25 protein-coding genes are annotated in these 26,142 nt (G+C 68.8%); 16 read left to right on the top strand and 9 right to left on the bottom strand.

Annotation, left to right across the window (positions count from 1 at the left end; genetic code table 11):
• Positions 1–9 precede the first annotated feature (9 nt).
• The 6 genes from BLQ91_RS29240 to BLQ91_RS29215 all read left to right on the top strand — a co-directional run bounded on the left by BLQ91_RS29240 (position 10) and on the right by BLQ91_RS29215 (position 5,735).
• On the top strand, positions 10–1,527 hold the full coding sequence (locus tag BLQ91_RS29240) for a protein kinase family protein (protein WP_090101897.1): 1,518 nt from the start codon (positions 10–12) through the stop codon (positions 1,525–1,527).
• Between the two features lie 67 nt (positions 1,528–1,594).
• Positions 1,595–2,212, top strand: coding sequence for an RNA polymerase sigma factor SigM (sigM, locus tag BLQ91_RS29235; protein ID WP_090101895.1), 618 nt, complete (start codon positions 1,595–1,597; stop codon positions 2,210–2,212).
• Positions 2,209–2,955 carry a hypothetical protein gene (locus BLQ91_RS29230; protein WP_245733879.1) on the top strand — a complete coding sequence of 249 codons (747 nt, stop codon included), beginning with the start codon at positions 2,209–2,211 and terminating at the stop codon, positions 2,953–2,955. The genes sigM and BLQ91_RS29230 overlap by 4 nt, the downstream gene beginning before the upstream one ends.
• A 77-nt stretch (positions 2,956–3,032) precedes the next feature.
• Positions 3,033–4,013 carry a thioredoxin-disulfide reductase gene (trxB, locus tag BLQ91_RS29225; RefSeq protein WP_090101893.1) on the top strand — a complete coding sequence of 327 codons (981 nt, stop codon included), beginning with the start codon at positions 3,033–3,035 and terminating at the stop codon, positions 4,011–4,013.
• A 34-nt stretch (positions 4,014–4,047) separates the two neighbouring features.
• Positions 4,048–4,377 (top strand): thioredoxin, encoded by a 330-nt coding sequence (gene trxA, locus BLQ91_RS29220; protein WP_090101891.1) that lies wholly within the window; start codon positions 4,048–4,050, stop codon positions 4,375–4,377.
• Between the two features lie 218 nt (positions 4,378–4,595).
• On the top strand, positions 4,596–5,735 hold the full coding sequence (locus BLQ91_RS29215; RefSeq protein WP_090101889.1) for an N-acetylmuramoyl-L-alanine amidase: 1,140 nt from the start codon (positions 4,596–4,598) through the stop codon (positions 5,733–5,735).
• Between the two features lie 50 nt (positions 5,736–5,785).
• On the opposite strand, the gene BLQ91_RS29210 is transcribed toward BLQ91_RS29215, so the two are convergent.
• On the bottom strand, positions 5,786–6,418 hold the full coding sequence (locus BLQ91_RS29210; RefSeq protein WP_090101887.1) for a GNAT family N-acetyltransferase: 633 nt from the start codon (positions 6,416–6,418) through the stop codon (positions 5,786–5,788).
• A gap of 134 nt (positions 6,419–6,552) precedes the next feature.
• Between BLQ91_RS29210 and BLQ91_RS29205 the strand changes: the two genes are divergently transcribed.
• Both BLQ91_RS29205 and BLQ91_RS29200 read left to right on the top strand, forming a co-directional pair.
• Complete coding sequence (locus BLQ91_RS29205) at positions 6,553–7,869, top strand: aminotransferase-like domain-containing protein (RefSeq protein WP_090101886.1); 1,317 nt, start codon at positions 6,553–6,555, stop codon at positions 7,867–7,869.
• Positions 7,870–7,886: 17 nt separating this feature from the next.
• Positions 7,887–8,831 (top strand): D-alanine--D-alanine ligase family protein, encoded by a 945-nt coding sequence (locus tag BLQ91_RS29200; protein WP_090101885.1) that lies wholly within the window; start codon positions 7,887–7,889, stop codon positions 8,829–8,831.
• A gap of 88 nt (positions 8,832–8,919) precedes the next feature.
• On the opposite strand, the gene BLQ91_RS29195 is transcribed toward BLQ91_RS29200, so the two are convergent.
• The 3 genes from BLQ91_RS29195 to rsmG all read right to left on the bottom strand — a co-directional run bounded on the left by BLQ91_RS29195 (position 8,920) and on the right by rsmG (position 11,506).
• A complete protein-coding gene (locus BLQ91_RS29195) occupies positions 8,920–9,891 on the bottom strand; it encodes a ParB/RepB/Spo0J family partition protein (protein WP_090101884.1) in 972 nt (323 codons plus the stop codon).
• Positions 9,888–10,763 (bottom strand): ParA family protein, encoded by an 876-nt coding sequence (locus BLQ91_RS29190; protein WP_090101883.1) that lies wholly within the window; start codon positions 10,761–10,763, stop codon positions 9,888–9,890. Before BLQ91_RS29190 ends, BLQ91_RS29195 begins: the two co-directional genes overlap by 4 nt.
• Positions 10,764–10,858: 95 nt before the next feature.
• Complete coding sequence (gene rsmG, locus BLQ91_RS29185; protein ID WP_090101882.1) at positions 10,859–11,506, bottom strand: 16S rRNA (guanine(527)-N(7))-methyltransferase RsmG; 648 nt, start codon at positions 11,504–11,506, stop codon at positions 10,859–10,861.
• A gap of 209 nt (positions 11,507–11,715) precedes the next feature.
• On the opposite strand from rsmG, the gene BLQ91_RS43440 reads away from it, so the two are divergent.
• On the top strand, positions 11,716–12,165 hold the full coding sequence (locus tag BLQ91_RS43440; RefSeq protein WP_090101881.1) for a protein-tyrosine phosphatase family protein: 450 nt from the start codon (positions 11,716–11,718) through the stop codon (positions 12,163–12,165).
• 136 nt (positions 12,166–12,301) lie between these two features.
• On the opposite strand, the gene BLQ91_RS29175 is transcribed toward BLQ91_RS43440, so the two are convergent.
• From BLQ91_RS29175 to rpmH, 5 genes are all read right to left on the bottom strand, one after another.
• The gene (locus tag BLQ91_RS29175; RefSeq protein WP_176959999.1) at positions 12,302–12,871 is read right to left on the bottom strand and encodes a Jag family protein; all 570 of its coding nucleotides are present in this window, start codon (positions 12,869–12,871) and stop codon (positions 12,302–12,304) included.
• A 30-nt stretch (positions 12,872–12,901) separates the two neighbouring features.
• Entirely contained in the window at positions 12,902–13,939 is a 1,038-nt protein-coding gene (gene yidC, locus BLQ91_RS29170) for a membrane protein insertase YidC (protein ID WP_090101880.1), read from the bottom strand.
• A 5-nt stretch (positions 13,940–13,944) separates the two neighbouring features.
• Complete coding sequence (yidD, locus tag BLQ91_RS29165) at positions 13,945–14,202, bottom strand: membrane protein insertion efficiency factor YidD (protein WP_030480223.1); 258 nt, start codon at positions 14,200–14,202, stop codon at positions 13,945–13,947.
• On the bottom strand, positions 14,199–14,492 hold the full coding sequence (gene rnpA, locus BLQ91_RS29160) for a ribonuclease P protein component (protein ID WP_374235882.1): 294 nt from the start codon (positions 14,490–14,492) through the stop codon (positions 14,199–14,201). The genes yidD and rnpA overlap by 4 nt, the downstream gene beginning before the upstream one ends.
• A 74-nt stretch (positions 14,493–14,566) precedes the next feature.
• Positions 14,567–14,710, bottom strand: a complete 144-nt coding sequence (gene rpmH, locus BLQ91_RS29155; protein ID WP_030465619.1) for a 50S ribosomal protein L34 — start codon at positions 14,708–14,710, stop codon at positions 14,567–14,569.
• 347 nt (positions 14,711–15,057) lie between these two features.
• On the opposite strand from rpmH, the gene dnaA reads away from it, so the two are divergent.
• The 7 genes from dnaA (at position 15,058) to gyrA (ending at position 26,065) form a co-directional block, all read left to right on the top strand.
• A complete protein-coding gene (dnaA, locus tag BLQ91_RS29150; RefSeq protein WP_090101878.1) occupies positions 15,058–16,665 on the top strand; it encodes a chromosomal replication initiator protein DnaA in 1,608 nt (535 codons plus the stop codon).
• A gap of 753 nt (positions 16,666–17,418) precedes the next feature.
• The gene (gene dnaN / locus BLQ91_RS29145) at positions 17,419–18,543 is read left to right on the top strand and encodes a DNA polymerase III subunit beta (protein WP_090101877.1); all 1,125 of its coding nucleotides are present in this window, start codon (positions 17,419–17,421) and stop codon (positions 18,541–18,543) included.
• Between the two features lie 43 nt (positions 18,544–18,586).
• Positions 18,587–19,501, top strand: a complete 915-nt coding sequence (gnd, locus tag BLQ91_RS29140) for a phosphogluconate dehydrogenase (NAD(+)-dependent, decarboxylating) (RefSeq protein WP_090101876.1) — start codon at positions 18,587–18,589, stop codon at positions 19,499–19,501.
• A gap of 3 nt (positions 19,502–19,504) precedes the next feature.
• A complete protein-coding gene (gene recF / locus BLQ91_RS29135) occupies positions 19,505–20,611 on the top strand; it encodes a DNA replication/repair protein RecF (RefSeq protein ID WP_090101875.1) in 1,107 nt (368 codons plus the stop codon).
• A 154-nt stretch (positions 20,612–20,765) separates the two neighbouring features.
• A complete protein-coding gene (locus BLQ91_RS29130) occupies positions 20,766–21,263 on the top strand; it encodes a DciA family protein (protein WP_176959998.1) in 498 nt (165 codons plus the stop codon).
• Positions 21,264–21,490: 227 nt separating this feature from the next.
• On the top strand, positions 21,491–23,461 hold the full coding sequence (gene gyrB / locus BLQ91_RS29125; protein ID WP_090101873.1) for a DNA topoisomerase (ATP-hydrolyzing) subunit B: 1,971 nt from the start codon (positions 21,491–21,493) through the stop codon (positions 23,459–23,461).
• A gap of 54 nt (positions 23,462–23,515) precedes the next feature.
• Positions 23,516–26,065: a DNA gyrase subunit A gene (gene gyrA, locus BLQ91_RS29120; RefSeq protein WP_090101872.1), complete on the top strand. Its 2,550-nt coding sequence runs from the start codon at positions 23,516–23,518 to the stop codon at positions 26,063–26,065.
• The last annotated feature ends 77 nt before the right edge of the window (positions 26,066–26,142 follow it).

Here is a 26,142-nt window from a genome sequence, read left to right as displayed (position 1 = left end):
CTGGTCTCCGTGAGTAGCGGAGTCCACGCCGCCCTGGTCCCCGGCGGTGTCATCGGCAACGGCCGCTACCGGCTGCTCGCGAAATCGGGAGCAGACGCCCGGTCCAACGCGGAGCTGTGGCGTGCCAGGGACGGTCAGCTCAACCGGGACGTGGCACTGACCGTCCTGCTGGGCGACCTGGCGAACAACGAGGCCGCGGCCCGAGCCCGCCGGACGGTCGAGCGGGCGATGCACGCGTCGTCGTTCACGCACCCCGGTGTGTCCAGGGTGATCGACGTGCTGACGCCCGGCACCGGCATCCGCCCGGACGAGGGCATCCTCGGCATGGTCGTCGCCGAGTGGACCCAGGGCACCGACCTGGTGGACCTCATCGCGGAGGGCCCGCTGCCGGCGGGTGCCGCGACCCGCCTGCTCGAACCTCTGGGCGCCGCCATCGAGGGCGCGCACCACGCCGGCCTCGTGCTGGGCGCCGACCACCCGCAGCGCATCCGGGTCACCTCGGACGGCCGCCTGCGCCTCGCGTTCCCCGGTCCGCGGCCGGACGCGATCGCGCGCGACGACGTCAAGGGCCTCGGCGCGATCCTGTACCTGCTGCTCACCGGCCGGTGGGCGCTGCCGGGCGGCCCCCAGGGCGTGCCGGTGGCCCCGACCGGGCCGGACGGCTCCGTGGTCGCGCCGAACGCGCTGCACCCGTACCTGCCGCACGACCTGTCGTCCGTGGCGGTGCGGTCGCTGGAGGACACGTCGGTCGGCGGCATCCGCACGTCCGCGGCGATCCTCCAGGTCCTCGACCAGATCGCGACCGAGGAGGCCCAGACGGCGCTCATCCCGCCCGTGTCGTCGGCACGCGATGACGACGACAAGGTCGTGTGGACGACACAGCGGCCGAGGCAGGACAAGCAGCAGAAGAAGAAGCTGTGGATCAGCGTCGGCGTGCTCGCCCTCGCCACGCTCACCGTGATCGTGTGGCTGAGCGTGCAGATCGTCGGGTTCTTCAGCGACGAGCCCTCCAAGGGCGGCGGCCCGACCGTGGTGATCAACCAGCCGGGGTCGAACGGCCAGTCCGCGCCCGTGCCGGCGCCCGCCGGACCGGTCCAGCCCGGCCAGATCGGCGTCTACGACGTCACGAACCAGGCGGACAACGCGAACCAGGCGAGCAGGGCCGTCGACAGCAATGCGAGCACGTTCTGGCGGACCGACAACTACTTCCAGCCCTTCCCGACGTTGAAGCCGGGCATCGGGCTGATGGCGTCGTTCGCCGAGCCGGTCAAGCTGGCCTCGATCACGATCACCTCACCCAGCAAGGGCACGAAGGTCGAGATCCGGGTGGCGTCCGCGCTGGACTCACCGCTCGAGGAGACCAAGGTCATCGGCGTGGCGGACCTGTCCGACGGGCAGACGCAGATCCAGCTGAACGAGCACGAGCCGACCGGGCACGTCCTGGTCTGGATCACGCAGCTGACGAGCTCCGGCGGCGGCAAGAACCAGTCCGAGATCCGCGAGGTCCTCTACACGCGAGCCCAGTAGGACTACGCAGGCGCTTTGAGCAGACCTGTCCGGGTGATCTGTGATCACCGCCGCTAAAGTCCTCCCCGTGACCGCCGCAGCCAGCTCGGACGCCGATCTCATCTCGGCCCACGCCGCAGGTGACCCCTACGCGTTCTCGGAGCTGGTCAAACGGCACCGCGACCGGATGTGGGCGGTGGCGCTGCGCACGCTGCGCGATCCCGAGGAGGCCGCGGACGCGCTGCAGGAGGCGTTCATCTCGGCCTTCCGGGCGGCGGCGTCGTTCCGCGCCGAGTCACAGGTCACCACCTGGCTTCACCGGATCGTGGTGAACGCGTGCCTCGACCGGATGAGACGCCGGCAAACAAGACCGACAGTGCCGCTGCCCGAGGCCGGCCCCGGCGAGCCCGTCGCTCCCCGTGACGCGATGAGCGACCGCGAGACCAGCCTCATGGTGCAGCAGGCGCTGATGGAGCTGCCGGAGGAGCAGCGGGCGCCCATCGTGCTCGTCGACGTCGAGGGCTATTCCGTCGCCGAGACGGCGCGGCTGCTGGGCATCGCGGAAGGCACGGTCAAGAGCCGGTGCGCGCGAGGGCGCGCCAAGCTCGCCAAAGTTCTCGGGCACCTCAGGAACCGAATCGCAGATGCGAACGTCCCAGCTGACGGTGTGAATGTGCAAGAGCAACGTCAGTGGGAGGGTCGATGACCGGCATGGAGCGCGTGCCGATGGGTCCGCCGTGGTCTGTCGACCTCATCGCGGACCTGCACGCGGGCGTGCTGCCCCCTGAGGTCGCCGCACAGCTGCGCCCGAGGGTCGAGGCGGACGCGGAGGCCCGGGAGATCCTGCAGGCGCTGGACGCGACGCTGGCGGACCTGGAGGCGCTGCCCCCGATCCCGATGCCCGACCACGTGGCCGCGCGGATCGACGCCGCGCTGGCGGCCGAGGCCCGTCCGGGCATCGCCCCGGTGGTCTCGCTGAACGACGCCCGCAAGCGCCGCAACCGCAGGCTGGGGATGGGTGGCGCCGGTGTGCTGGTCGCCGCCGCGGCCGCGTTCGGCATCGTCCTGGCCATGTCGCCGGGCGCCCAGCAGAAGTCGAACGACACCGCGCAGCCACCGGCGGCGACGTCGTCCGGCTCGGCTCAGGCCCCTCCTCTGGCGCTCAAGCGCGACGAGCTGGGTTCCGCGGTGGGCGAGGTGCTCAAGGCCCAGAACTACGGGCCGCTGGAGACCTCGGACCGCCTCGCCGGCTGTCTGAAGGGCGGCGGCATCACCAGCTCGGGCAACCCGCTCGGCATCAGCCCGGTCAACCTGGAGGGCAGGGACGCCGTGATGGCGATCCTGCCGGCCGGTCTCGGCCAGTACCGGCTGGTCGTGCTGGACCCGGACACCTGCGGACCGGACAAGCCGCAGGGCGTTCTGGCCGACACCACGATCAAGGCGAGGTAGTCGCTCAAGTCACGGAATCAGCTGCACCTACGATCCGTTGAGGCAGTCAGACGACGAGATCGAGGAGTTGCAGAGCCGTGAGCGTGCGCAACGTGATCATCATTGGATCGGGACCGGCGGGCTACACCGCGGCGGTCTACGCGGCACGCGCGCAGCTGGAGCCCCTGGTCTTCGAGGGTTCGCAGTACGGCGGCGCCCTCATGACGACCACCGAGGTCGAGAACTACCCCGGCTTCCGCGACGGCATCATGGGCCCCGAGCTCATGGAGCAGATGCGCGAGCAGGCCATGCGCTTCGGCGCCGAGCTGCGCGCCGAGGACGTCGAGTCCGTCGAGCTGACCGGCCCGGTGAAGAAGGTCGTCGCCAACGGCGTCACCTACGAGGCCAAGGCCGTCATCCTCGCGATGGGCGCCGCCGCCAGGTACCTGAACATCCCCGGTGAGCAGGAGCTGCTCGGCCGCGGCGTGTCGGCCTGCGCGACGTGCGACGGCTTCTTCTTCCGCGACCACGACATCGCCGTGGTCGGCGGCGGCGACACGGCGATGGAGGAGGCCACGTTCCTCACCCGCTTCGCCAAGTCCGTGACGGTCATCCACCGCCGCGAGGAGTTCCGCGCCTCGAAGGTCATGCTGGAGCGCGCCCGCGCCAACGACAAGATCAAGTGGCAGCTCAACACGCAGGTCACCGACGTCCTCGGTGACGGCACCGTGTCGTCCATCAAGGTCAGGGACACCCAGACCGGCGCCGAGTCCGAGCTGCCCGTCACCGGTTTCTTCCTCGCGATCGGCCACGACCCGCGCTCGGCGCTGGTGAAGGGCCAGGTCGACCTGGACGAGGAGGGCTACGTCCTCACCAAGGGCAAGTCCTCCTACACGAACCTGGACGGCGTGTTCGCCGCCGGCGACCTGGTCGACCACGAATACCGCCAGGCGATCACCGCCGCGGGCTCCGGCTGCTCCGCGGCGATCGACGCGGAGCGGTGGCTCGCCGAGCACGGCACCGAGCAGGCCGAGATCGCCGCCGAGGCCGTCGGCGGCGGCTACGGCAAGAGCAACTGAAGTTCCTTCTGCGAGACCTCTTAGGGAGAGCAACATGGCAGGCGCCACCGTCACGGTGACCGACAAGTCGTTCGCGGACGACGTGCTGACCAGTGAGAAGCCCGTGCTGGTCGACTTCTGGGCGACCTGGTGCGGCCCGTGCAAGATGGTCGCGCCGGTGCTGGAGGAGATCGCGGCCGAGCACGGCGAGAAGCTCACCGTCGCCAAGGTCGACATCGACGCCAACCCGTCGATCGCCCGCGACTACCAGATCATGTCCGTCCCGACGCTGATCCTGTTCCAGGGCGGCCGTCCGGTGAAGCAGATCGTCGGCGCGAAGCCCAAGGCGGCGCTGCTGAACGACCTCCAGGACGTCCTGGCCTGACGAGAAAGTCGCACGGACTGAAAGTCCGCTGCAACGCGCAACGTGACCCGCCCGTCTACCGATAAGACGGGCGGGTCACGTTCGTTCTCGGTGCCGAGCCGGTCCTCCCGGTACGACTGCGAGCAGCCCTGCATTGATCACTGAGCGCAGCAGGGCACAATGAAGACTTCCCAACTGACGCGCCGACCAGTTTCGGCGCCCTAGTCGAGCGAGGGTGCATGCAGCTGCTCCGCCGCGGGGACGTCGGAAGTGATGTTGCCGAGATCCGGTCGACCCTGACCGGGCTCGGAATGCTTCCGCCGGCCGACCCACAGGCGCCGCCGGTGTTCGACCAGCAGGTCGAGCACGCCGTGCGCGCCTTCCAGCAGCAGCGGGGGCTGATCATCGACGGCATCGTCGGCCCGGCGACCTACCGCGCGCTGCGTGATGCGACGTTCCGGTTGGGGGACCGGCCGCTCGCGTACCTGATGTCGCAGCCGACGACCGGCGACGACGTGCTGATGTTGCAGGAACGCCTGCTGGAGCTCGGCTACGACGCCGGCCGCGCGAACGGCGTGTTCGGCCAGCAGACCGAGCAGGCGCTGAGGAACTTCCAGCGCGACTACGGCCTGATCGTGGACGGCATGTGCGGCCCGGACACCGTGCGCGCGCTGCGCCAGCTCCAGCCGAAGGTCCGCGGTGGTCGTCCCGTGCTGCTGCGCGAGCAGGAGCGTGTCCGCAGTGCCGGTTCGCGCCTGTCGGGCAAGCGGATCGTCATCGACCCCGGCCACGGTGGTCAGGACCGCGGTGTCATCGTGAACGGCGTGTCCGAGGCCGACCTCATGCTGGACCTGGCCCGCCGCCTCGAGGGCAAGATGGCCGCCACCGGCATGGAGGCGTTGCTCACGCGCGGTCCGGACAACTGCCCGGACGAGGCGGAGCGCGCCAGGTTCGCCAACGAGGCGGGTGCCGACCTGATCCTGTCGCTGCACATCGACGGCAACTCGTCGCCGAACGCGCAGGGCGTGGCGACGTTCCACTACGGCACGGGCAACGGCACGTCGTCCACGGTCGGCGAGGCGCTGGCCGGGTTCATCCAGCGCGAGGTCACGGCCCGCACGACGATGTCGAACTGCGGTTCGCACCCGAAGTCGTGGGACCTGCTGCGGCTCACCCGCTGCACAGCCGTCCGCGTCGAGGTCGGCTACCTGACGAACGCCGAGGACCGCGCTCGCCTGGCGACGCCCGGTTTCCGCGACATCGTGGCCGAGGGCATCCTCGTGGCCGTGAAGCGCCTGTACCTGCTCGGCAAGGACGACCAGCCGACGGGCACGTTCACGTTCAACGACCTGCTGCGCTACGAGATGTCGAAGAGCTGATCTGACGAAAAAGGCCCCTCGCTTCCGGCGAGGGGCCTTTTTCGTCGGTCCTAGACGGGCCGGAGGCTCGGTTCCGCCGTGGAGACGGTGACGCTGTTGAGGAGGCGCTCCAGCGCGGCCTCGACGTCTTCCTTCCAGGTGATGGAGCTGCGGAGCTCCATGCGCAACCGGGGCCAGCGCGGGTGCGGCCGCACGGTCTTGAAGCCGACGCTCGTGAGGAAGTCGGCCGGCGTGACGCAACTGGGCCCTTCGTCGTCCGGGCGCATGTCGCCGAACGCCTCGATGGCCTTCACGCCGCGACGCGTCAGATCCTTCGCCACGGCCTGCACGAGCACTCGCGCGAGTCCTCCCCCTCGGAACTCCGGGAGGACGTCCAGCGACGTCATGAGGACCGCGTCCGGGCTCACCGGGGACGTGGGGAAGGCGGCGCTGCGCGGCACAGCGGCCGGTGGTGCGTAGAAGACCGAACCGGCGGGAATGCCGTCGCAGTAGATGAGACGGCCGCACGAGCCCCATTCGAGCAGGACGCTGGAGACCCAGGCTTCCTTCTCGAATTCGGTGTCGCCGTATTCCTCGGCCTGCTCTCGCAGGTGAGGAGCCAGCTCCCAGAAAACGCACGTCCTGCTGTGCTTGGAGAGATGCTCCAGGTTGTCCAGCGTGACGCCCACGACGCGACGGGACACCCCAACCTCCACCCGTTAACACACACAGTGAACCCTTACGAGGGTAGGCGAATGTGACGGAAGCCGGAAGGCGCATGCCCTGAACGGGACGACGGTTACACTCGCTCGGGACATTTCCCATTCAGGAGTCCCCCATGACTGTGCCCGGACAGCCCGCGAAGCAGGGCCCCAGAAGCCTTGACCCCCACCTCCGCCGCTACGCAGCGCGCACGGCAGGGATGACGGCATCGGAGATCCGGGCACTCTTCGCGGTGGCGTCCCGTCCCGAGGTCGTGTCGCTGGCCGGAGGCATGCCACACCTGGCCGCGCTGCCCCTGGAGTCGCTGTCCGCGGAGATCGGTCAGCTGGTGGCGTCCGAGGGCCTGGTGGCCCTGCAGTACGGCTCGGCGCACGGTGTTCCGCTGTTGCGCGAGCAGATCTGCGACGTCATGGCTCTGGAAGGCATCAACGGCCACCCGGACGACGTGGTGGTGACCGTCGGCTCGCAGATGGGCCTCGACATGGTCACCCGGATCTTCTGCGACCCCGGTGACGTGGTGATCGCCGAGGGTCCTTCCTACGTCGGCGCTCTCGGGTCGTTCACCGCCTACCAGGCCCAGGTCGTCCACGTCGCCATGGATGCGGACGGGCTCGTGCCGTCGTTGCTGCGCGAGGCGCTGGAGGCCTGCAAGCGCGCCGGGCAGCGGGTCAAGTTCCTCTACACGATCCCGAACTTCCACAACCCGGCCGGCGTGACGCTGGCGGTGTCCCGGCGGGCCGAGGTCCTGGAGATCTGCCGGTCCTACGGCGTGCTGGTGGTCGAGGACAACCCGTACGGACTGCTCGGGTTCGACGGCCAGACGTACCCGGCGCTGCGGTCGATGGACCCCGACAACGTGGTGTACCTCGGTTCGTTCTCGAAGACGTTCGCGGCCGGTCTGCGGGTCGGCTGGGTGCTGGCACCGCACGCCGTCCGCGAGAAGCTGGTGCTGGCCGCCGAGTCGGCCACGCTGTGCCCGCCGACGCTGAACCAGATGATCGTGTCCCGGTACCTGTCCACGCAGGACTGGAAGGGTCAGATCAAGACCTACCGCGAGGCGTACCGGGAACGGCGCGACGCGGCGATCTCGGCTCTCGAGCAGCACATGCCGCAAGGTTCCACGTGGAACATCCCGAACGGCGGCTTCTACGTCTGGGTGACGGTGCCGGAGGGCATCGACACCAAGGCGATGCTGCCCCGGGCCGTGACGGCCCGCGTGGCGTACGCGTCCGGCACCGGTTTCTACGCGGACGGGTTCGGCTCCCGCCAGTTGCGGATCTCGTACTGCTACCCGACGCCGGAGCGCATCCGCGAGGGTGTCCGCCGCTTGGCGAACGTCATCGAGGAAGAGATGCAGCTGGCCGTGACCTTCGGGGCGACGCCGGGCCGTCAGCTGTCCGGTCCGCAGACCCCGTCACCTGACACCGCCTGATCTTTTGGAGTTGTGCTGTGGCTGACCGCATGGTCGCTGTGCTGTCCGGTGGGCTCTCCCACGAACGCGAGGTCTCGATCCGCTCCGGCCGCCGCCTGTCGGCCGCTCTGCGGTCGGTGGGCCTGACGGTGGAGGAGTGGGACGCCGACGCCTCGTTGCTGACGCGCCTGCGGTCGAACCGCCCGGACGCCGTCGTCGTCGCCCTGCACGGCGGCGAAGGCGAGAACGGGTCGGTGCAGGCGATCCTCGAGATGTTCGGGGTGCCGTACGTCGGCACGGACTCGCGAGCGTGCCGGAGGGCGTGGGACAAGCCGACCGCCAAGGCCGAGCTCGCCCGTGCCGGGCTGGCGACGCCGGAGTGGGTCGTGCTGCCGCACGCGACGTTCCGGGAGCTCGGGGCCAAGCCGGTGCTCGACGCGATGGTGTCGACGCTCGGGTTGCCGTTGATGCTGAAGCCGGACCAGGGTGGCTCGGCGCTGGGCGCCCAGGTCGTCCGGGACGCCGCGGAGCTGCCGCCGGCGATGGTCGGCTGCCTGGCGTACGGCGACACCGTGCTGGCCGAGCAGTTCATCTCCGGGGTGGAGGTGGCGGTCGCCGTCGTCGACGGTCCCGAGGGCCCGTACGCGCTGCCCGCCGTCGAGATCGTTCCGGAGACCGGGGTCTACGACTACACGGCCCGGTACACCGCGGGGCTGACCGACTTCCACGCGCCGGCGCGGCTGGACGCGGCGTCGGCCAAGGCGGTGGGGGAGCTCGCGGTGGCGGCGCACCGGTTGCTCGGTCTGCGGGACGTCTCGCGGACCGATGCGATCGTGGCCGAGGACGGGACGGTCTACTTCCTCGAAGTGAACGTGTCGCCCGGACTGACCGAGACGTCGCTCCTGCCGATGGCCGTCGAGGCAGCGGGGCAGTCCCTGGGCGACATCTACGCCGGTTTGGTCGAGCGCGCCGTCGCTCGTTGACCTCTTCTCACAGGTGACGCCCCGTATCCTTTCGAATGCGGGGCGTCATCGTCACCGTGACATAAGGCCCGTGGGTGATCCTATAGGCCTACTCCGATGTCCGAATTGCCGTGTTCGGGCTGATCATGCCGACGATGCGTTCAAGATCGTCAACTGACCCGAATTCGACCACGATCCGGCCCTTCCGCTGCCCGAGTTCGACCTTCACACGGGTGTCGAAGTTGTCGGAGAGCCGCTCGGCGAGCTCCTGCAGACCGGGCGCGTGCATCTGCTTGCGCGGCGCGGCCTTCTCCTTCTTCGGCCTCTCGTTCTTGGCGATCGTCACCGCTTCTTCGGTCGCGCGAACCGACATGCCCTCGGCGACGATCCGGGCCGCGAGGTCTTCCTGCGCGCCGGCGTCGTCGAGACCGAGCAGCGCCCGCGCGTGACCGGCGCTCAGCACGCCCGCCGCGACCCGTCGCTGGACGGGGAGGGGGAGCTTCAGCAGCCGGATGGTGTTCGTGACGACGGGACGGCTGCGACCGATGCGGTCCGCCAGTTCCTCGTGCGTGACGCCGAACTCCTCCAGCAGCTGCTGGTACGCCGCCGCCTCTTCGAGCGGGTTGAGCTGGACGCGGTGGATGTTCTCCAGCAACGCGTCCCGCAGCATCACGTCGTCGGCGGTCTGCCGCACGATCGCCGGGATCGTCTTGAGCCCGGCCTGCTGCGTGGCACGCCACCGGCGCTCGCCCATGACGAGCTCGTACGTGTCCGCGGTCAGCTCCCGGACCACGATCGGCTGCATGAGCCCGAACTCCTTGATGGAGAACGAGAGCTCGTTGATCGCGTCCGGGTCGAACACCTGGCGCGGCTGCTTGGGGTTGGTCCGGATCGCGGTGACCGCGATCTCCCGGTAGACCGCACCTGCGACCTCGCTGACCGGCTGCGGCGCGGCGGTCTTGGTGGCCCCGTTGCCGATGGCCGCGGCGGGCCGGACCGTGCTGGGCGCACCGGCCGGCGGCCCCTGGGGGATGAGCGCGGCCAGGCCGCGCCCGAGTCCGCCCCTGCGCTGCTCCGTCATGCGCCCTCCCTCTTCGCCCCGCGGATCGCGATCTCCTTCGCGGCGTCGAGGTAGCTCATCGACCCGCGCGAGCCCGGGTCGTACGTCAGCACCGTCTGACCGAATCCCGGCGCCTCGGAGACCTTCACGCTGCGCGGGATCACGGTCCTGAGGGCGACGTCGCCGAAGTGGCCGCGCACCTCACTGGTCACCTGGTCCGCGAGCTTGGTGCGGCCGTCGTACATCGTGAGGAGGATCGTCGAGATGCCGAGGTCCGGGTTCAGGTGCTGCTGCACCAGCTCGATGTTGCGCAGCAACTGGCTCAGACCCTCCAGCGCGTAGTACTCGCACTGGATCGGGATCAGCACCTCCTGAGCGGCGACCATCGCGTTGACGGTCAGCAGCCCGAGGCTCGGCGGGCAGTCGATGAAGACGTAGTCGGGCTGCAGCTGGTCGAGCGCCTCGGGGGAGAGCGCCTCCTTCAGCCGCGCCTCGCGGGACACCATCGAGACGAGCTCGATCTCGGCGCCGGCGAGGTCGATCGTCGCGGGAACGCAGTAGAGGTTCGGCGACGTGGGGCTGACCTGAGCCGCCTCGGCGATCGAGATCTCACCGATCAGCACCTCGTAGACCGACGGCGTGCCGCTGCGGTGCTCGACGGAGAGCGCTGTGCTGGCGTTGCCCTGCGGGTCGAGGTCGATCACGAGCGTCTTGAGCCCGTGGATCGCGAGTGCTGCGGCGAGGTTCACCGTGCTCGTCGTCTTGCCGACGCCACCCTTCTGGTTGGCGACGGTGATCACCCGGCGATGGGCAGGCCGGGGGAGCAGTGACTCGTCGGGGTGCAGCACGTTTGCCGCACGAGCTGCCTCTTCTGCAATCGGGGTCCACACCACGGCGCTGTCATCTCCGTTGTTGGTCGGCTTGGCTTTGGTTTGGGGAGGCGCGGTTTCACGTGGAACACCCGCAGAATGGAACTCCGGGTACACGCTCACCGATCCCTCCTGGTCTGGCGTTCGACGATCAGCACCGTCGTCGGCACCTCGAGCACGTCCGCTCCCACCGCGACGACCGAGAGGTTGGCGCCACCTGCCTTGAGCACCGCGGCACCGTCGCGTTCGAGCTCTTCCTGCGCGCGCTCGCCCTTGAGCGCGACCATCCGCCCGCCGCCCTTGAGGAGCGGCAGGCACCACTTCGCGAGCTTCTCCAGCGGAGCCACCGCACGAGCCGTCACCGAGTCGCAGTTCAGCAGCTGCTTGCGGACCGGCCCCTCCTCGGCACGGCCACGCAGGACCGTCACGTTGTCGAGTTGGAGGCGTTCCTTCACTTCCTCGAGCCACGCGATGCGGCGCGCCATCGGCTCGAGCAACGTGATCCTCAGGTCCGGCCGCGCGATCGCCAGCGGCACGCCCGGCAGTCCGGCACCTGACCCCACGTCGACCACGCGCTCGTTCTTCCCGAACAGCTCCTCGATCACCGCCGAGTTGAGCACGTGGCGATCCCAAATCCTGTCGACTTCGCGGGGACCGATGAGTCCACGCTCGACGCCGTGCTCCTCCAGGAGCCTGACGAACTCGGCGGCACGATCGACGTGCTCGCCGAAGACGAGCTTCGCGTTGTCGGGCAACTCCCCGGCCATGTTCTCCGTCCGTGAGCGTTTCACGTGAAACCACGCGGCGGCGGCATTCCGGCGGCCGGTGGAAAAGCTGGCGAATGCCAGGGCACCATCATGACGGATCGACCGTGCGCTCCGCCAAATCCTGAGCGCCGTTTCACGTGAAACTTGGGGGAAAGTTGCTTCCGAAGATCTACACGGTGGCTCGACCGGGTCCGGGCACCGTCTCGACGATGTCCCACCCGGCCGGCGGGGCGCTTCTGGAGAGCAAGCTCCGCGGACTGCGAGAGCTCGGCGTGGACGTCCTCGTGTCGGCCCAGACGGACGGCGAACGGGTCGAGTGCGATCTGGTGGACCAGGCGCGCACGGCTGCCGCGGTCGGTCTGGAGCTCGTCTGCTTCCCGATCGACGACATGACGGTGCCGGACGTGGCGTCGGTGGTCGAGGTGATCCGCCCCCTGCACGCGCGGTACCGGGCTGGGGCGCACGTGGTGTTCCACTGCTGGGCGGGGATCGGGCGGTCGTCGTTGCTGGCCGGGTTGCTGCTGGGGATGGACGGGGTGGAGCCGGGGGAGGCGTGGAGGTTGATCTCGGCGGCACGCGGCTTCCGGGTGCCCGACACGGGGGAGCAGGAGGAGTGGCTCGCCAGGTGGTGGGCGAGTCGGTTTCACGTGGAACAGTGAGTCGATTGCCCGGTCGAAGCGTTCACGGGTCCGGCGACAGCGCCGCACCCGCTCTCTGCACGTACTCGGTTCCGGAGACAGCAAACGGCCCCTGGCTCCAACCGGAACCAGGGGCCGTTCGTCGACCAGGAAGCCGCTACGGCTTGGGGAAGATGATGACCCGGCGCTGCGGCTCCTCACCCTCGCTCTCGCTGTGCACGCCCGAGACGGCGGCGACGGCGTCGTGGACGACCTTGCGCTCGAACGGGGTCATCGGGTGCAGACGGGCGCGCTCGCCCGAAGCCGCGACCTTCTCCGCGGTGGTGCGGCCCAGCTCGGCCAGCTCGGCGCGACGACCGGCACGCCACTGGGCGATGTCCAGCATCAGGCGGGAGCGGACGCCCGTCTCCTGCTGGACGGCCAGACGGGTCAGCTCCTGCAGCGACTCGAGGACGTTGCCTCGGGGGCCCACCAGCTTGGCGAGGTCCTCGCCGCCGTCGATGCTCACGATGGCCCGGCCGCTTTCGACGTCCAGGTCGATGTCACCGTCGTAGTCGAGCAGGTCCAGCAGGCGCTCGAGGTAGTCGCCCGCGATGTCGCCTTCCTGGACGAGCAGGTCCTCGGTCTTGCTCTGCGACTGCGGCTGGGCCGCGGCGTCGGCCTCAGTCGCGGCCTCGGACGACGACGACGCCTCCACGTCGTCGGTCGCCTGCAAGGTCTCCGACACGATGTCTCCTCTCCGGGGCAACGCCCGAAATCAGCGGCGCTTCTTGCTGCCCGGCTTCTTGCTGGTGGATCGGCCTGGGGTCAGACCGGGAATCTCGGTGTTGGCACTGCCGTTCGCGGCGTCCGAGGCGGGCTTGGCAGCGGGCGTCGCACCACCGGGGCCGGCGGTCGGCATGCGCTTGGCGCCGTTCGCGGGCTTGGCTCCCGGAGCCGGCTTCTTCGGGTTGACCGGCTTCACGCCCGGCTTGGGGGCGAGTGCCTGGCGGGTCTCGACGACCGCGGCCTTCTTCTGCTCTTCCTCGGCGTCGATGCGCTTGTAGACGAAGTGCTGCTGGCCGAGGGTCCACGCGTTGTTGGACAGCCAGTACAGCAGGATCGCGACGGGGAAGAAGAAGCCACCGACGAGGACACCCACCGGGAAGATCCAGAGCGTCAGCTTGTTCATGATGGCCGTCTGCGGGTTGTCCAGCGCGGCCTGGTTCTGACGGGCGACCGAGTGGCGGGCCGTGAAGTGGGTCGCGATGGACGCCACGATCATCAGCGGCACCGACACGAGGATGACGTTCAGGCGCTCGGTGCCGAACTGCGCGAGCTGGTCGGACGGCATCGTGATGAACGTCGAGAGGTTCGTGCCGAAGAGCTTGGCGTTGACGAACGAGTCGACGCCCTGCTTGTCGAAGAAGTAGACCTCGCCCCAGCCAGGCCTGAACGAGCGCAGCACGTGGAACAGACCGATGAACACCGGGATCTGCACCAGCATCGGCAGGCAGCCGCCGAGCGGGTTGACGCCGTGCTCGGACTGCAGCTTCTGCATCTCCTGCGCCTGGCGCTGGCGGTCGTTCGGGAACTTCTTCTTGATCTTCTGCATCTCCGGGGCGAACTCCTGCATCCGCCGCATGGAGCGCACCTGGCCGACGAACGGCTTGAAGAGGATGGCGCGGAGGGTGAAGACCAGGAAGATCACGGCCAGCGCCCAGGCGAACCCGCTCGCCTCACCGAAGACCTTGCCGAACACCCAGTGCCAACACCACAAGATGAAGGACACCGGGTAGTAGATGAAGTTGAGCACGGGAGCTACTCCTCGGTGGATACGTCGGGGACCTGCCGCCTCGGCGGAACGGGGTCCAGGCCTCCAGGGTGCCAGGGTCCGCAGCGCAGCAACCGGCGGATGGTCAGCCAGGTTCCTCGCAGTGCGCCGTGGACTGTCAGGGCTTCCACCGCGTACGCGCTGCAACTCGGGTAGAAGCGGCAGGTCGGTGGCAGCAGCGGCGAGATGAACTTCCGGTAGAAGTGCACCGGCAGCAACGCCACCTTCGCGGGCAACGTGGTCATCGCAGCACCTTGCGCAGGGCAGAAGTGAAATCGGCGGCGAGTTCCGAACTCGACGCCTCGGCTGCTGGGGCCAACGCCCTGACCACGACGAGAGTTCCCGGCGGCATCTCCGCCAGCACGGGACGCACCACGTGGCGCAGGCGTCGATAGACACGGTGGCGCACCACCGAGTTGCCAACTGCCTTGCTCACGACGAAGCCCACCTTGGACGAATCCAAGGTGGGCACGTCGGGCTTCAAGACGTGGACGACCAACCGGGGTCGTCCGGCGCGGCGGCCTCGGCGGACCACCAGGCCGAAGTCCTGGCTGCGGGTGAGCCGGGCGGCCGGTGGGAGCACGACGACGCTGCGCTTACCAGCCGCTGTCAGGCGGACAGAGTGGCACGGCCCTTGCTGCGGCGCGCGGCCAGAATGGCGCGGCCGGCGCGGGTCCGCATGCGCAGCCGGAAGCCGTGCGTCTTCGCGCGGCGGCGGTTGTTGGGCTGGAAGGTGCGCTTACCCTTGCTCACGGTCGGTCTCCCGGTGCTTCACTGCTGACAAAGCCTTGTGGTTGTCCCCGATGGCAGTGGACGTAGGCGCGCGAAAGGCGCCCGTCGCAAGCGGGAGACTCGTACGAGGGTACGCATGCCCGGGTGCGGCGACCAAATCGGGGTGGGCGACGCCACGTCTTGTGAGGCGTGCCGGGCCTTGTTACCGTTCGTCCTTCGCGCGTGCCGGGCCGGCGTGGGAGCCGCTGACGAACCGGCACCACAACGCACCTTTTAGTGCACAGTTGTGGATAACTCTGTGGATACCTCTATTCTCCGTGTCCACATGTGGAGTCTTGGGCTCCGGCGGAGGGGAGGGGAGCGCGGAGGTGTCGAACCAGCAGGTCGATCTTGGTCTCGTGTGGGCCGAGGTGGTGCAGGAACTCGCCGCGAGCCACCTGTCCCCTCAGCAACGCGCGTGGATGAGGGTCACCCGCCCGATCGGTTTGCTGGACGGAACGGCACTGCTCGCGGCTCCCAGCGACTTCGCGAAGGAGGCGATCGAGCGCGCGCTGCGCGACCCGATCACCGCCGCGCTGTCCCGCAGGCTCGGCCGTTCGGTCTCGCTCGCGGTGAAGGTCGACTCGCCGGAACCGGTGAGCCCCGTCGTGGGCCCGCCGACCACCCCGATCCCCGTCCACGCGCTCCAGGCGGCCCAGGTCGCCCAGCCCGTGGCACCGGTCGTCCCGTCGATCCCCGGCGGCGACACGCCCGGCCCCGTGATCGTGGACGACGGGGCCACCGCCGACGGCCCTGAAGAAGAGGTGGACGAAGCCGGCGACGCGCTCGCCGCCGTCACCGAGATCTGGCCGACCTTCAACACCGCGAACGCGGCGGCCGGCGCGACGCCCAACGCGAATCTCCCGTACACGCGGCCCGCGAACCCGTCGCCGTCGCAGACGCGCCTGAACGAGAAGTACAACTTCGACACGTTCGTCATCGGCGCCTCGAACCGGTTCGCGCACGCCGCGGCCGTCGCGGTGGCCGAAGCGCCCGCCCGTGCGTACAACCCGCTCTTCATCTGGGGTGAGAGCGGCCTCGGCAAGACCCACCTGCTGCACGCCGTCGGGCACTACGCCCAGCGGCTGTTCCCCGGCATGCGCGTGCGGTACGTGTCGACCGAGGAGTTCACCAACGACTTCATCAACTCGCTGCGCGACGACCGCAAGGTCGCCTTCCAGCGCCGCTACCGGGACATCGACGTGCTGCTCGTCGACGACATCCAGTTCCTGGAGGGCAAAGAAGGCACGCAGGAGGAGTTCTTCCACACGTTCAACACGCTCCACAACACGAACAAGCAGATCGTGGTGTCGAGCGACCGGCCGCCCAAGCGGCTGGAGACGCTGGAGGACCGCCTGCGCACGCGGTTCGAGTGGGGCCTGATCACGGACATCCAGCCACCCGAGCTGGAGACCCGCATCGCGATCCTCCGCAAGAAGGCGGCGCAGGACCGGCTCGCGGCCCCGGCCGACGTGCTGGAGTTCATCGCCTCCCGGATAGAGCGGAACATCCGCGAGCTCGAGGGCGCGCTCATCCGCGTCACGGCGTTCGCGTCGCTCAACCGCCAGCCGGTCGACATCCAGCTCGCCGAGATCGTGCTGCGCGACCTGATCCCGGACTCGCACGCGCCGGAGATCACCGCGCCGACGATCATGGCGGTCACCGCCGAGTTCTTCGGCGTCTCGATCGACGACCTGTGCGGCCCCGGCAAGACGAAGGCCCTCGCCCAGGCGCGGCAGATCTCCATGTACCTGTGCCGCGAGCTGACGGACCTGTCGCTGCCGAAGATCGGCCAGACGTTCGGCGGCCGCGACCACACGACGGTCATGCACGCGGACAAGAAGATCCGCAAGGAGATGGCCGAGCGCCGGCGGATCTACGACCAGGTCCAGGAGCTCACGTCGCGGATCAAGCAGCGCGCCCGCCACGCTCCCTGACCCACCCGGGTGGCAACCAAGGGGTCCTCCACGACGGAGGGCCCCTTTTTCGTGTCCGCGCGGCGGTCCACCCGACCGGCGATCGGCGGACCGGTCCGGCCGCGGACGGCACCGGCCCGGCGCGACGGCGAGCACCCGGGGGACGAGCTACGCGAAACGATGGGGCTGCATAGGTACGTGCGGCCCCAACCACCACCACGCGCGACGCACGTACCCGGGTAGTCGAGGGGTCTGCGGCCGCCCGGCGGGGCTTTCTGTTCACCCCCGGCACTCGAAGGGGTGGGGACAACTGGAAAAACCTGAGACGCGGGCCACGATCCGGCCACAGAAGCCTGTTGAACACCCGGGTACAACTGGCCCGCACCCGGGGACGCACCCGGGGACAACTGTGGACGATCTGTGGATCGCCACCTGTGCACAACTGGTTGTCCCCGGGTGCGCCGATCTGTCCCCGGGTGCCATCCCCCCTTAGTCCACATGGTGGGTGGCACCTTGACCTGCGCGTTCAACACCAGTCCACACAATCCACAGCCCTTACTGTTACTGCTGTTGGATCTCTTCTAGGAGAATCTCTAAAAGCAAAACAGCGTGGACAGCTCCCGGGGATCGGTGCCCGAACCCCGAAGTGACGGGAGGGGCCGGGACGCTCTAACGTGGTTGCTCCGCACCTCGGGTTGCCGAGGCGAGGCTCCCTGACCCCCACTGGCACGTTGTCGTGGATGGGCTTGTCGACTGTCGAGGAAAGGACGCCTCATGAAGATCCGCGTCGAACGCGACGGCCTGGCCGACGCTGTCGCCTGGGTCGCTCGCAGCCTTCCGTCCCGTCCACCGGTCCCGGTGCTGGGCGGCGTGCTGCTCGACGCGGAGTCGGACGACTCGCTGACGGTCTCCGGGTTCGACTACGAGGTCTCCGCCCAGGTCGGCGTCCCGGCCACGATCGCCGACGGCGGCCGCGCCCTGGTCTCCGGGCGTCTGCTCGCCGACATCACCAAGGCGCTGCCCAACCACCCCGTCGAGATCTCGGTCGACGGCTCCCGCATGATGATCAGCTGCGGCAGCGCCCGGTTCAGCCTCCCGACGATGCCGGTCGAGGACTACCCGGCCCTGCCGTCCATGCCGCAGCTGATCGGTGAGCTCCCCGGCGAGATCTTCGGCGAGGCCGTGAGCCAGGTCGCCGTCGCGGCCGGCAAGGACGACACGCTCCCGATGCTGACCGGCGTCCGCGTCGAGATCGGCGACGGCAAGCTGACGCTCGTCGCCACCGACCGCTTCCGCCTCGCCATGCGCGAGTTCCCGTGGGAGCCCGACGCGTCCCTGGGCGACGTCGCGGTGCTCGTCCCGGCCCGCACGCTCGGCGACGCCGCCAAGACGCTCGGGTCGTCCGGCAGCAAGGTCGAGATGTCGCTCGCGGCGAACGACGGGCTGCTCGGCCTGTCCGGCTCCGGCAAGCGCACCACCACGCGCCTGCTCGACGCCGACTTCCCGAAGTACCGCCAACTGCTCCCGTCCGAGCACTCGGCCGCGGCGATCATCGACATCGACGCGCTGCAGCAGGCGATCAAGCGCGTCTCGCTCGTCGCCGAGCGCGGCACCCAGGTCCGCCTCGAGTTCGTGGAGGGCGGCCTGCGCCTGTCCGCCGGTGGCGACGACGAGGGTTCGGCCGAGGAAGAGCTCCCGGTCGAGTACACGGGCGACGCGGTCACCATCGCGTTCAACCCGGGCTACCTGCTCGACGGCCTCGGTGCCGTCCGCACGCAGAAAGTCCACTTGTCCTTCACCACACCGAGCCGACCGGCGCTGCTCAAGCCGGTGGACGAGGATGGGAACGTGGCGCCGGGCTACCTGTACCTGCTGATGCCCGTTCGCCTTCCCGGCTGAGAAAACCCTTACCGGGTACCAGAAGAACGTAGGGGAGAACACCGTGCAGCTCGGACTCGTCGGCCTCGGCAAGATGGGTTTCAACATGCGCGAGCGGGTGCGCCGGGCCGGTCACGAGGTGATCGGCTACGACCGCAACCCGGAGGTCAGCGACTCGGAGTCGCTGGCGGACATGGTCGCCAAGCTCGAAGCGCCGCGCGTGGTGTGGGTGATGGTGCCGGCAGGCGAGATCACCAGGAACACGGTGAAGGAGCTGTCCGAGCTCCTGTCGCCCGGTGACCTCGTCATCGACGGCGGCAACTCCAAGTTCACCGACGACCGCGTCCACGCGGACCTGTTGGCGGAGAAGGAGATCGGCTACGTCGACGCCGGTGTGTCCGGTGGCGTGTGGGGTCTCGAGAACGGCTACGCGCTGATGGTGGGTGGCGACGCCGCCCACGTCGAGCAGGCGATGCCGATCTTCGACGCGCTGCGTCCGGAGGGTCCGCGCGAGGAAGGCTTCGCGCACGCGGGCAAGGTCGGCGCCGGCCACTACTCGAAGATGGTGCACAACGGCATCGAGTACGGCCTGATGCAGGCGTACGCCGAGGGTTTCGAGCTGCTCGACAAGACCGACGTCGTCGACAACGTGCCCGCGGTGATCTCGGCCTGGCAGCGCGGAACCGTCGTGCGGTCGTGGCTGCTCGACCTGCTGGTGCGCGCGCTCGAGTCCGACCCGGAGCTCGACGACCTGCGCGGGTACGTCGAGGACTCCGGCGAGGGCCGGTGGACCGTCGAGGAGGGCATCAACAACGCGGTGCCGCTGCCGGTGATCTCCGCCGCGCTCTTCGCCCGGTTCACCTCCCGGCAGGAGGACTCGCCGGCGATGCGCGCGGTCGCCGCGCTGCGCAACCAGTTCGGCGGTCACTCCGTGCACCTCGCCGGTCCGTCGTCCGGCGGCGGCAGCACCCAGGGCTAGCGAGTGCACGTCAGACATCTCCAGGTCAGCGACTTCCGGTCCTGGGAGCTCGCCGACCTGGAGCTCGACCCCGGCGCCTCGGTGCTGGTCGGGCGCAACGGCCAGGGCAAGACGAACCTGGTCGAGGCGATCGGGTACGTGGCGACACTCGGTTCGCACCGGGTGGCGAGCGACGCCCCGCTGATCCGGCACGGCGCCCAGCGCGCCGTGGTCCGGGCGGCCGTGGTCAACGACGACCGCGAGCTGCTCGTCGAGCTCGAGATCACGGCGGGCAAGGCGAACCGGGCGCGGATCAACCGCGGTCCGGTGCCGCGTCCCCGTGACGTGCTGGGGATTCTGCGCACCGTGCTGTTCGCACCGGAAGACCTCTCTCTCGTGAGGGGCGATCCGAGCGATCGGCGGAGGTTCCTCGACGAGATGCTCGTACTGCGCACACCGCGCTATGCCGGTGTGCGCAGCGACTACGACCGTGTCCTGAAGCAGCGCAGCGCGTTGTTGAAGACGGTGAAGCACTCCCGATCGGCGGACCTGTCCACGCTCGACGTGTGGGACGGGCACCTCGCCCAGCACGGCGCCGAGCTCCTGGCCGCGCGGTTGAAGCTGGTCCGCGACATGGCGGACCACGTGACCTCGGCGTACGCGGAGGTCGCCCCGGAGTCGCGTCCGGCGCTCATCTCGTACCGGTCGAGCGTCGGCGACCTGCCGGAGGACAGGGAGAGCATCGAGGACCTCCTGCTGGCCGAGCTCGACCGGGTGCGGCGGCAGGAGATCGAACGCGGCGTCTGCCTCGTCGGCCCCCACCGGGACGACCTGGACCTGACGCTCGGCGACCTGCCGGCGAAGGGCTACGCCAGTCACGGTGAGTCGTGGTCGTTCGCCCTCGCGCTGCGGCTGGGCGGCTACGAGCTGATGCGTGTCGACGGCATCGAACCGGTGCTCGTGCTGGACGATGTCTTCGCGGAGCTCGACCGGGGCCGCCGGCAGCAGCTCGCGAAGGTCGCGGCCGCCGCCGAGCAGGTGCTGATCACCGCGGCGGTGGCGGAGGACGTTCCGGACGAGCTGAGCGGCGCCCGTTACGAGGTGCACGGCGGGGAGGTGCGGCGTGTCTGACTCGAAGGCCGGCTCCGGGGGTTCTCAGCCCCCACATGTAGCTCGATCGGGTGTGTCCGCCCACACATCTGGGGACAAGTCTGTGGATGGTGTGGATAACTCGGTCACAAATGCGGACTTGTCCACAGGTTCATTCACACCTGAGGGTGAGCCTTTGCGAGGTTCTGACCTTGCGCGAGCCGCTCTGGAGGCGGCGAAGGCCAGCGCCAAGGCCCGCGGACGGGTGCCTGGGAGCAAGTCGAAGGGCCGTCCGGTCAACCGCAGCCGGCGGCGCTGGTCCGGTCCCGGACCGGACGACCGCGACCCCCAGCCGCTCGGGCGGATCGCGTCCAGGCTCGCCGCCGACCGGGGCTGGGTCGAGCAGCTCCAGGGTGGCCAGGTCTTCGGTCGTTGGGCAAAATTGGTGGGAGAGGACGTCGCCGAGCACGCGCAACCGATCGCGCTCAGTGACGGGGAACTGACGGTCCAGGCGTCGTCGACGGCATGGGCCACCCAGCTGCGCCTGCTGCAGCGCGACCTGCTCAAGCGGATCGCCGCGGGCGTCGGCAACGGCGTCGTGAAGAAGCTCAAGATCAAGGGGCCGGACGCCCCGAACTGGCGACACGGCCCCAGGCACGTTCCTGGGCGCGGCCCGCGTGACACCTACGGGTGAGGTCCCGTCCGGGGCTCAGCGGCCGTTCTGCGGCTCAATGAGCGTTCACCTGCGGATTTGAACCCCCGTTTCAGCCGTCCCGACCCGTCTCGTGCTTGTTGAGGCGCTCTGTGACCGGTTCAAAGGTGTCCTTGGCCCCTTTCTGTCGGGGTGTCCCGGTAGAATCACAGGGAGCGTCACCCATCACCGTGCGGCTCTGCCCGCATCAGCGAGGAGACTCCAGGCCCGTGTCAGCTAAGAAGAATGAGTACGGCGCGTCCTCGATCACCGTCCTCGAGGGTCTCGAGGCAGTGCGCAAGAGGCCGGGCATGTACATCGGCTCGACCGGCGAGCGCGGTCTGCACCACCTGGTCCAGGAGGTCGTGGACAACTCGGTCGACGAGGCCATGGCCGGCTACGCGACGACGGTCGACGTCACCCTGCTGGCCAACGGCGGCGTCCGGGTGATCGACGACGGCCGCGGCATCCCCATCGACGTCCACCCCGTCGAGGGCAGGCCCACCGTCGAGGTCGTGCTCACCGTGCTGCACGCGGGCGGCAAGTTCGACAGCGACTCCTACGCGGTGTCCGGCGGTCTGCACGGTGTCGGCATCTCCGTGGTGAACGCGCTGTCCACCGCCGTCGAGGTGGAGATCAAGCGCCAGGGGCACGTCTGGACCCAGCGCTACGAGAACTCGAAGCCCGCGCACGAGCTGCGCCAGGGCGAGCCGACCGACGAGACGGGCACGACCGTCACGTTCTGGGCGGACCCCGACATCTTCGAGACGACCGAGTACAACGTCGAGACGATCGCGCGCCGCCTGCAGGAGATGGCGTTCCTCAACAAGGGCATCACCATCGTCCTGCGCGACGAGCGGGTCTCGGAGGAGGACGAGGAAGCCGACGCCGAGGGCCACAAGGCCGCGGTGAAGGAACGCGTCTACCACTACCCGGGTGGCCTGGAGGACTTCGTCCGCCACATCAACCACACCCGCGAGGCCGTGCACCAGAAGGTCATCGGCTTCGAGGCGCAGGGCGAGGACCTGCAGGTCGAGGTCGCGATGCAGTGGAACACGGGCTACACGCCGTCGGTCTACACCTTCGCGAACACGATCAACACGCACGAGGGCGGCACTCATGAGGAGGGCTTCCGCGCCGCGCTGACCCGGGTGGTCAACGAGTACGCGCGCGAGAAGAAGGTCCTCAAGGAGAAGGACGCGAACCTCACCGGTGACGACATCCGCGAGGGCCTCGCGGCGATCATCTCGGTGAAGCTCAAGGAGCCCCAGTTCGAGGGCCAGACGAAGACCAAGCTGGGCAACAGCGAGGCCAAGTCGTTCGTGCAGAAGTCGACGAACGAGCACCTGGCCGACTGGTTCGAGCGCCACCCCAACGAGGCGAAGACGATCGTCACGAAGGCGGTCTCCTCGGCGCAGGCCCGCATCGCCGCCCGCAAGGCCCGCGAGCTGGTGCGCCGCAAGGGCGCCCTCGACATCGGCGGCCTGCCGGGCAAGCTGAAGGACTGCCGCTCGACCGAGCCGGAGCGCTGCGAGCTCTACATCGTCGAGGGCGACTCCGCGGGCGGCTCCGCCAAGGAGGGGCGCGACTCGATGTACCAGGCGATCCTGCCGATCCGCGGCAAGATCATCAACGTCGAGAAGGCGCGCATCGACCGCGTCCTCAAGAACACCGAGGTCCAGTCGCTGATCACGGCGCTGGGCACCGGCATCCACGACGAGTTCGACCTGTCGAAGCTGCGCTACCACAAGATCGTGCTGATGGCCGACGCCGACGTCGACGGCCAGCACATCCGCACCCTGCTGCTCACGCTGCTGTTCCGCTTCATGCAGCCGCTCATCGAGCACAACCACGTCTACCTCGCGCAGCCGCCGCTCTACAAGATCAAGTGGCAGCGCGCGGAGCCGGAGTACGTCTACTCCGACCGCGAGCGCGACGCCGTGATCAAGTCGGGCACGGAGGCCGGCAAGAAGCTCGGCAAGGAAGACAACATCCAGCGGTACAAGGGTCTCGGCGAGATGAACGCCGAGGAGCTGTGGGAGACCACGATGGACCCGGCCAACCGGATCCTGCGGCAGGTCACCATGGACGACGCGGCCACCGCCGACGAGCTGTTCAGCGTGCTCATGGGCGAGGACGTCGAGGCACGCCGTTCGTTCATCACCCGCAACGCCAAGAGCATCAAGTTCCTGGACATCTAGTCCGGTCTTGGTTTCTGGGCATCCTGGCGTTCCTGGCGAGAAGGAAAGAGAACAGTGACCGAGACGACTCTGCCCCCGCAGCACGACCGCATCGAGCCGGTCGAGATCCAGCAGGAGATGCAGAACTCGTACATCAACTACGCGATGTCCGTCATCGTGGGTCGTGCGCTGCCGGACGTGCGTGACGGGTTGAAGCCCGTGCACGTCCGCGTTCTGTATTCGATGTTCGACTCCGGCTTCCGCCCCGACCGCGGCTTCAACAAGTGCGCGCGCGTCGTCGGCGACGTGATGGGCAACTACCACCCGCACGGCGACTCGGCGATCTACGACGCGTTGGTGCGTCTCGCCCAGCCGTGGGCGCTGCGCTACCCGTTGATCCAGGGCCAGGGCAACTTCGGCTCGCCGGGCAACGACCCCGCCGCCGCCATGCGGTACACGGAGTGCCGGCTCTCCCCGCTGGCCATGCACATGCTGGCCGACATCGAGGAAGAGACCGTCGACTTCCGCGACAACTACGACGGCCGCATCCAGGAGCCGGTCGTCCTCCCGTCGCGCGTCCCGAACCTGCTGATCAACGGCAGTTCGGGCATCGCGGTCGGCATGGCGACCAACATCCCGCCGCACAACCTCCGCGAGGTGGCGGACGCGGTGGTGTGGGCGCTCGACAACCACGAGGCCTCCGACGAGGAGACCCTCGAGGCGATGATCGCCAGGATCAAGGGCCCCGACTTCCCGACGTACGGCCAGATCCTCGGCACGTCCGGCATCGAGGACGCGTACCGCACCGGCCGCGGCTCGGTCCGCATGCGCGCCGTCGTCGAGATGGACGAGGACGCCAAGGGCCGCACGATCCTGGTCGTCACCGAACTGCCGTACCAGGTCAACCCGGACAACCTCGTCGAGAACATCGCCGCCCTCGTGCGCGACGCGAAGCTCACCGGCATCGCGAACATCGCCGACGAGTCGAACCGCCGCATCGGCATGCGCATCGTGATCACGCTCAAGCGCGACGCGGTGGCCAAGGTCGTGCTGAACAACCTCTACAAGCACACCCAGCTGCAGTACTCGTTCGGCGTGAACATGCTGGCGCTGGTCGACGGCGTGCCGCGCACGCTGCGGATCGACCAGATGATCCGCCACTACGTGAAGCACCAGATCGAGGTCATCCAGCGGCGCACCAGGTTCCGCCTGCGCAAGGCCGAAGAGCGCGCGCACATCCTGCGCGGCTTGGTGAAGGCGCTCGACCAGCTCGACGCCGTCATCGCGCTGATCCGCCGGTCCGAGACGCCGGACGTCGCGCGCACGGGCCTGATGGAGCTCCTCGACGTCGACGAGATCCAGGCCAACGCGATCCTGGAGATGCAGCTCCGCCGCCTGGCCGCCCTCGAACGCCAGAAGATCATCGACCAGCTGGCCGAGATCGAGCTGGAGATCGCGGACCTCAAGGACATCCTCGAGAAGCCGGAGCGGCAGCGCAAGATCGTCCGCGACGAGCTCACGGCGATCGTGGACAAGTTCGGCGACGACCGCCGCACGAAGATCATCCCGTTCGACGGCGACGTGTCCATGGAGGACCTGATCGCGGTCGAGGACGTGGTCGTCACGATCACGCGCACCGGCTACGCGAAGCGCACCAAGACCGACCTCTACCGGGCGCAGAAGCGCGGTGGCAAGGGAGTGCAGGGCGCGCAGCTCAAGCAGGACGACATCGTGGCGCACTTCTTCGTGTGCTCGACGCACGACTGGATCTTGTTCTTCACGAACAAGGGCCGTGTGTACCGCACGAAGGCATACGAGCTGCCCGAGGCGAACCGCAACGCCCGCGGCCAGCACGTCGCGAACCTCCTCGCGTTCCAGCCGGACGAGCAGATCGCGCAGGTCATCCAGATCAAGAACTACGGGGTGTCGCCGTACCTCGTGCTCGCCACCCGAAAGGGTCTGGTGAAGAAGTCGAAGCTCTCCGACTTCGATTCCAACCGATCGGGTGGACTTATCGGCATCAACCTCCGTGAGGACGACGAGCTGGTCGGAGCCGTGCTGTGCTCAGCTGATGACGACCTGCTCATGGTGTCCGCGGACGGCCAGTCGATCCGCTTCCACGCCACCGACGACGTGCTCCGCCCGATGGGGCGCGCGACGTCGGGCGTGCAGGGCATGCGTTTCAACGCCGACGACGAGCTCCTTTCGGTCGGTGTCGTCCAAGAGGGTCTCTTCGTTTTGGTCGCGACCGACGGGGGGTACTCGAAGCGAACTCCGATCGAGGACTACCCGGTCCAAGGCCGGGGAGGCAAGGGCGTGCTGACCATCCAGCACGACCGCCGACGTGGCAGGCTGGTGGGCGCGCTCATCGTCGACGTCGACGACGAGCTCTACGCCATCACCTCGAGCGGCGGGGTCATCCGGACCCGTGCCGAGCAGGTGCGCAAGGCTGGACGGCAGACGAAGGGCGTGCGGCTGATGAACCTCGGTGAGAGCACCACTTTGATCGCAGTCGCACGCAACGCGGACGAGCCCAGCGACGTCGTTATTGGAGAGACGTCTGCCGCGGAGGGCTCTGCCGCCGACGCCGACCAGGCAGCCACCCCCACCGACTCGGCTGAGTAGTCGGAACCGCTAGCGAGAGGTCAAGGACAAGCTCGTGACTCCACCCGAGAACCGCGAAGGCCGGGACGCGGACAAGA

The sequence above is a fragment of the Lentzea jiangxiensis genome (genome assembly GCF_900104175.1).
Classification (GTDB): Bacteria; Actinomycetota; Actinomycetes; order Mycobacteriales; family Pseudonocardiaceae; genus Lentzea; species Lentzea jiangxiensis.
Note: the sequence above shows the minus strand (reverse complement) of the source record. Positions and strands in the feature narration are given on the sequence as shown.

Coding starts and splice junctions, on each gene's coding strand:
- BLQ91_RS29215 (WP_090101889.1), top strand. CDS start 4,596: ATGCAGCTGCTCCGCCGCGGGGACGTCGGAAGTGATGTTGCCGAGATC.
- BLQ91_RS43440 (WP_090101881.1), top strand. CDS start 11,716: ATGTCCCACCCGGCCGGCGGGGCGCTTCTGGAGAGCAAGCTCCGCGGA.
- BLQ91_RS29230 (WP_245733879.1), top strand. CDS start 2,209: ATGACCGGCATGGAGCGCGTGCCGATGGGTCCGCCGTGGTCTGTCGAC.
- trxA (WP_090101891.1), top strand. CDS start 4,048: ATGGCAGGCGCCACCGTCACGGTGACCGACAAGTCGTTCGCGGACGAC.
- dnaN (WP_090101877.1), top strand. CDS start 17,419: ATGAAGATCCGCGTCGAACGCGACGGCCTGGCCGACGCTGTCGCCTGG.
- BLQ91_RS29205 (WP_090101886.1), top strand. CDS start 6,553: ATGACTGTGCCCGGACAGCCCGCGAAGCAGGGCCCCAGAAGCCTTGAC.
- rsmG (WP_090101882.1), bottom strand. CDS start 11,506: ATGGCCGGGGAGTTGCCCGACAACGCGAAGCTCGTCTTCGGCGAGCAC.
- BLQ91_RS29195 (WP_090101884.1), bottom strand. CDS start 9,891: ATGACGGAGCAGCGCAGGGGCGGACTCGGGCGCGGCCTGGCCGCGCTC.
- yidD (WP_030480223.1), bottom strand. CDS start 14,202: ATGACCACGTTGCCCGCGAAGGTGGCGTTGCTGCCGGTGCACTTCTAC.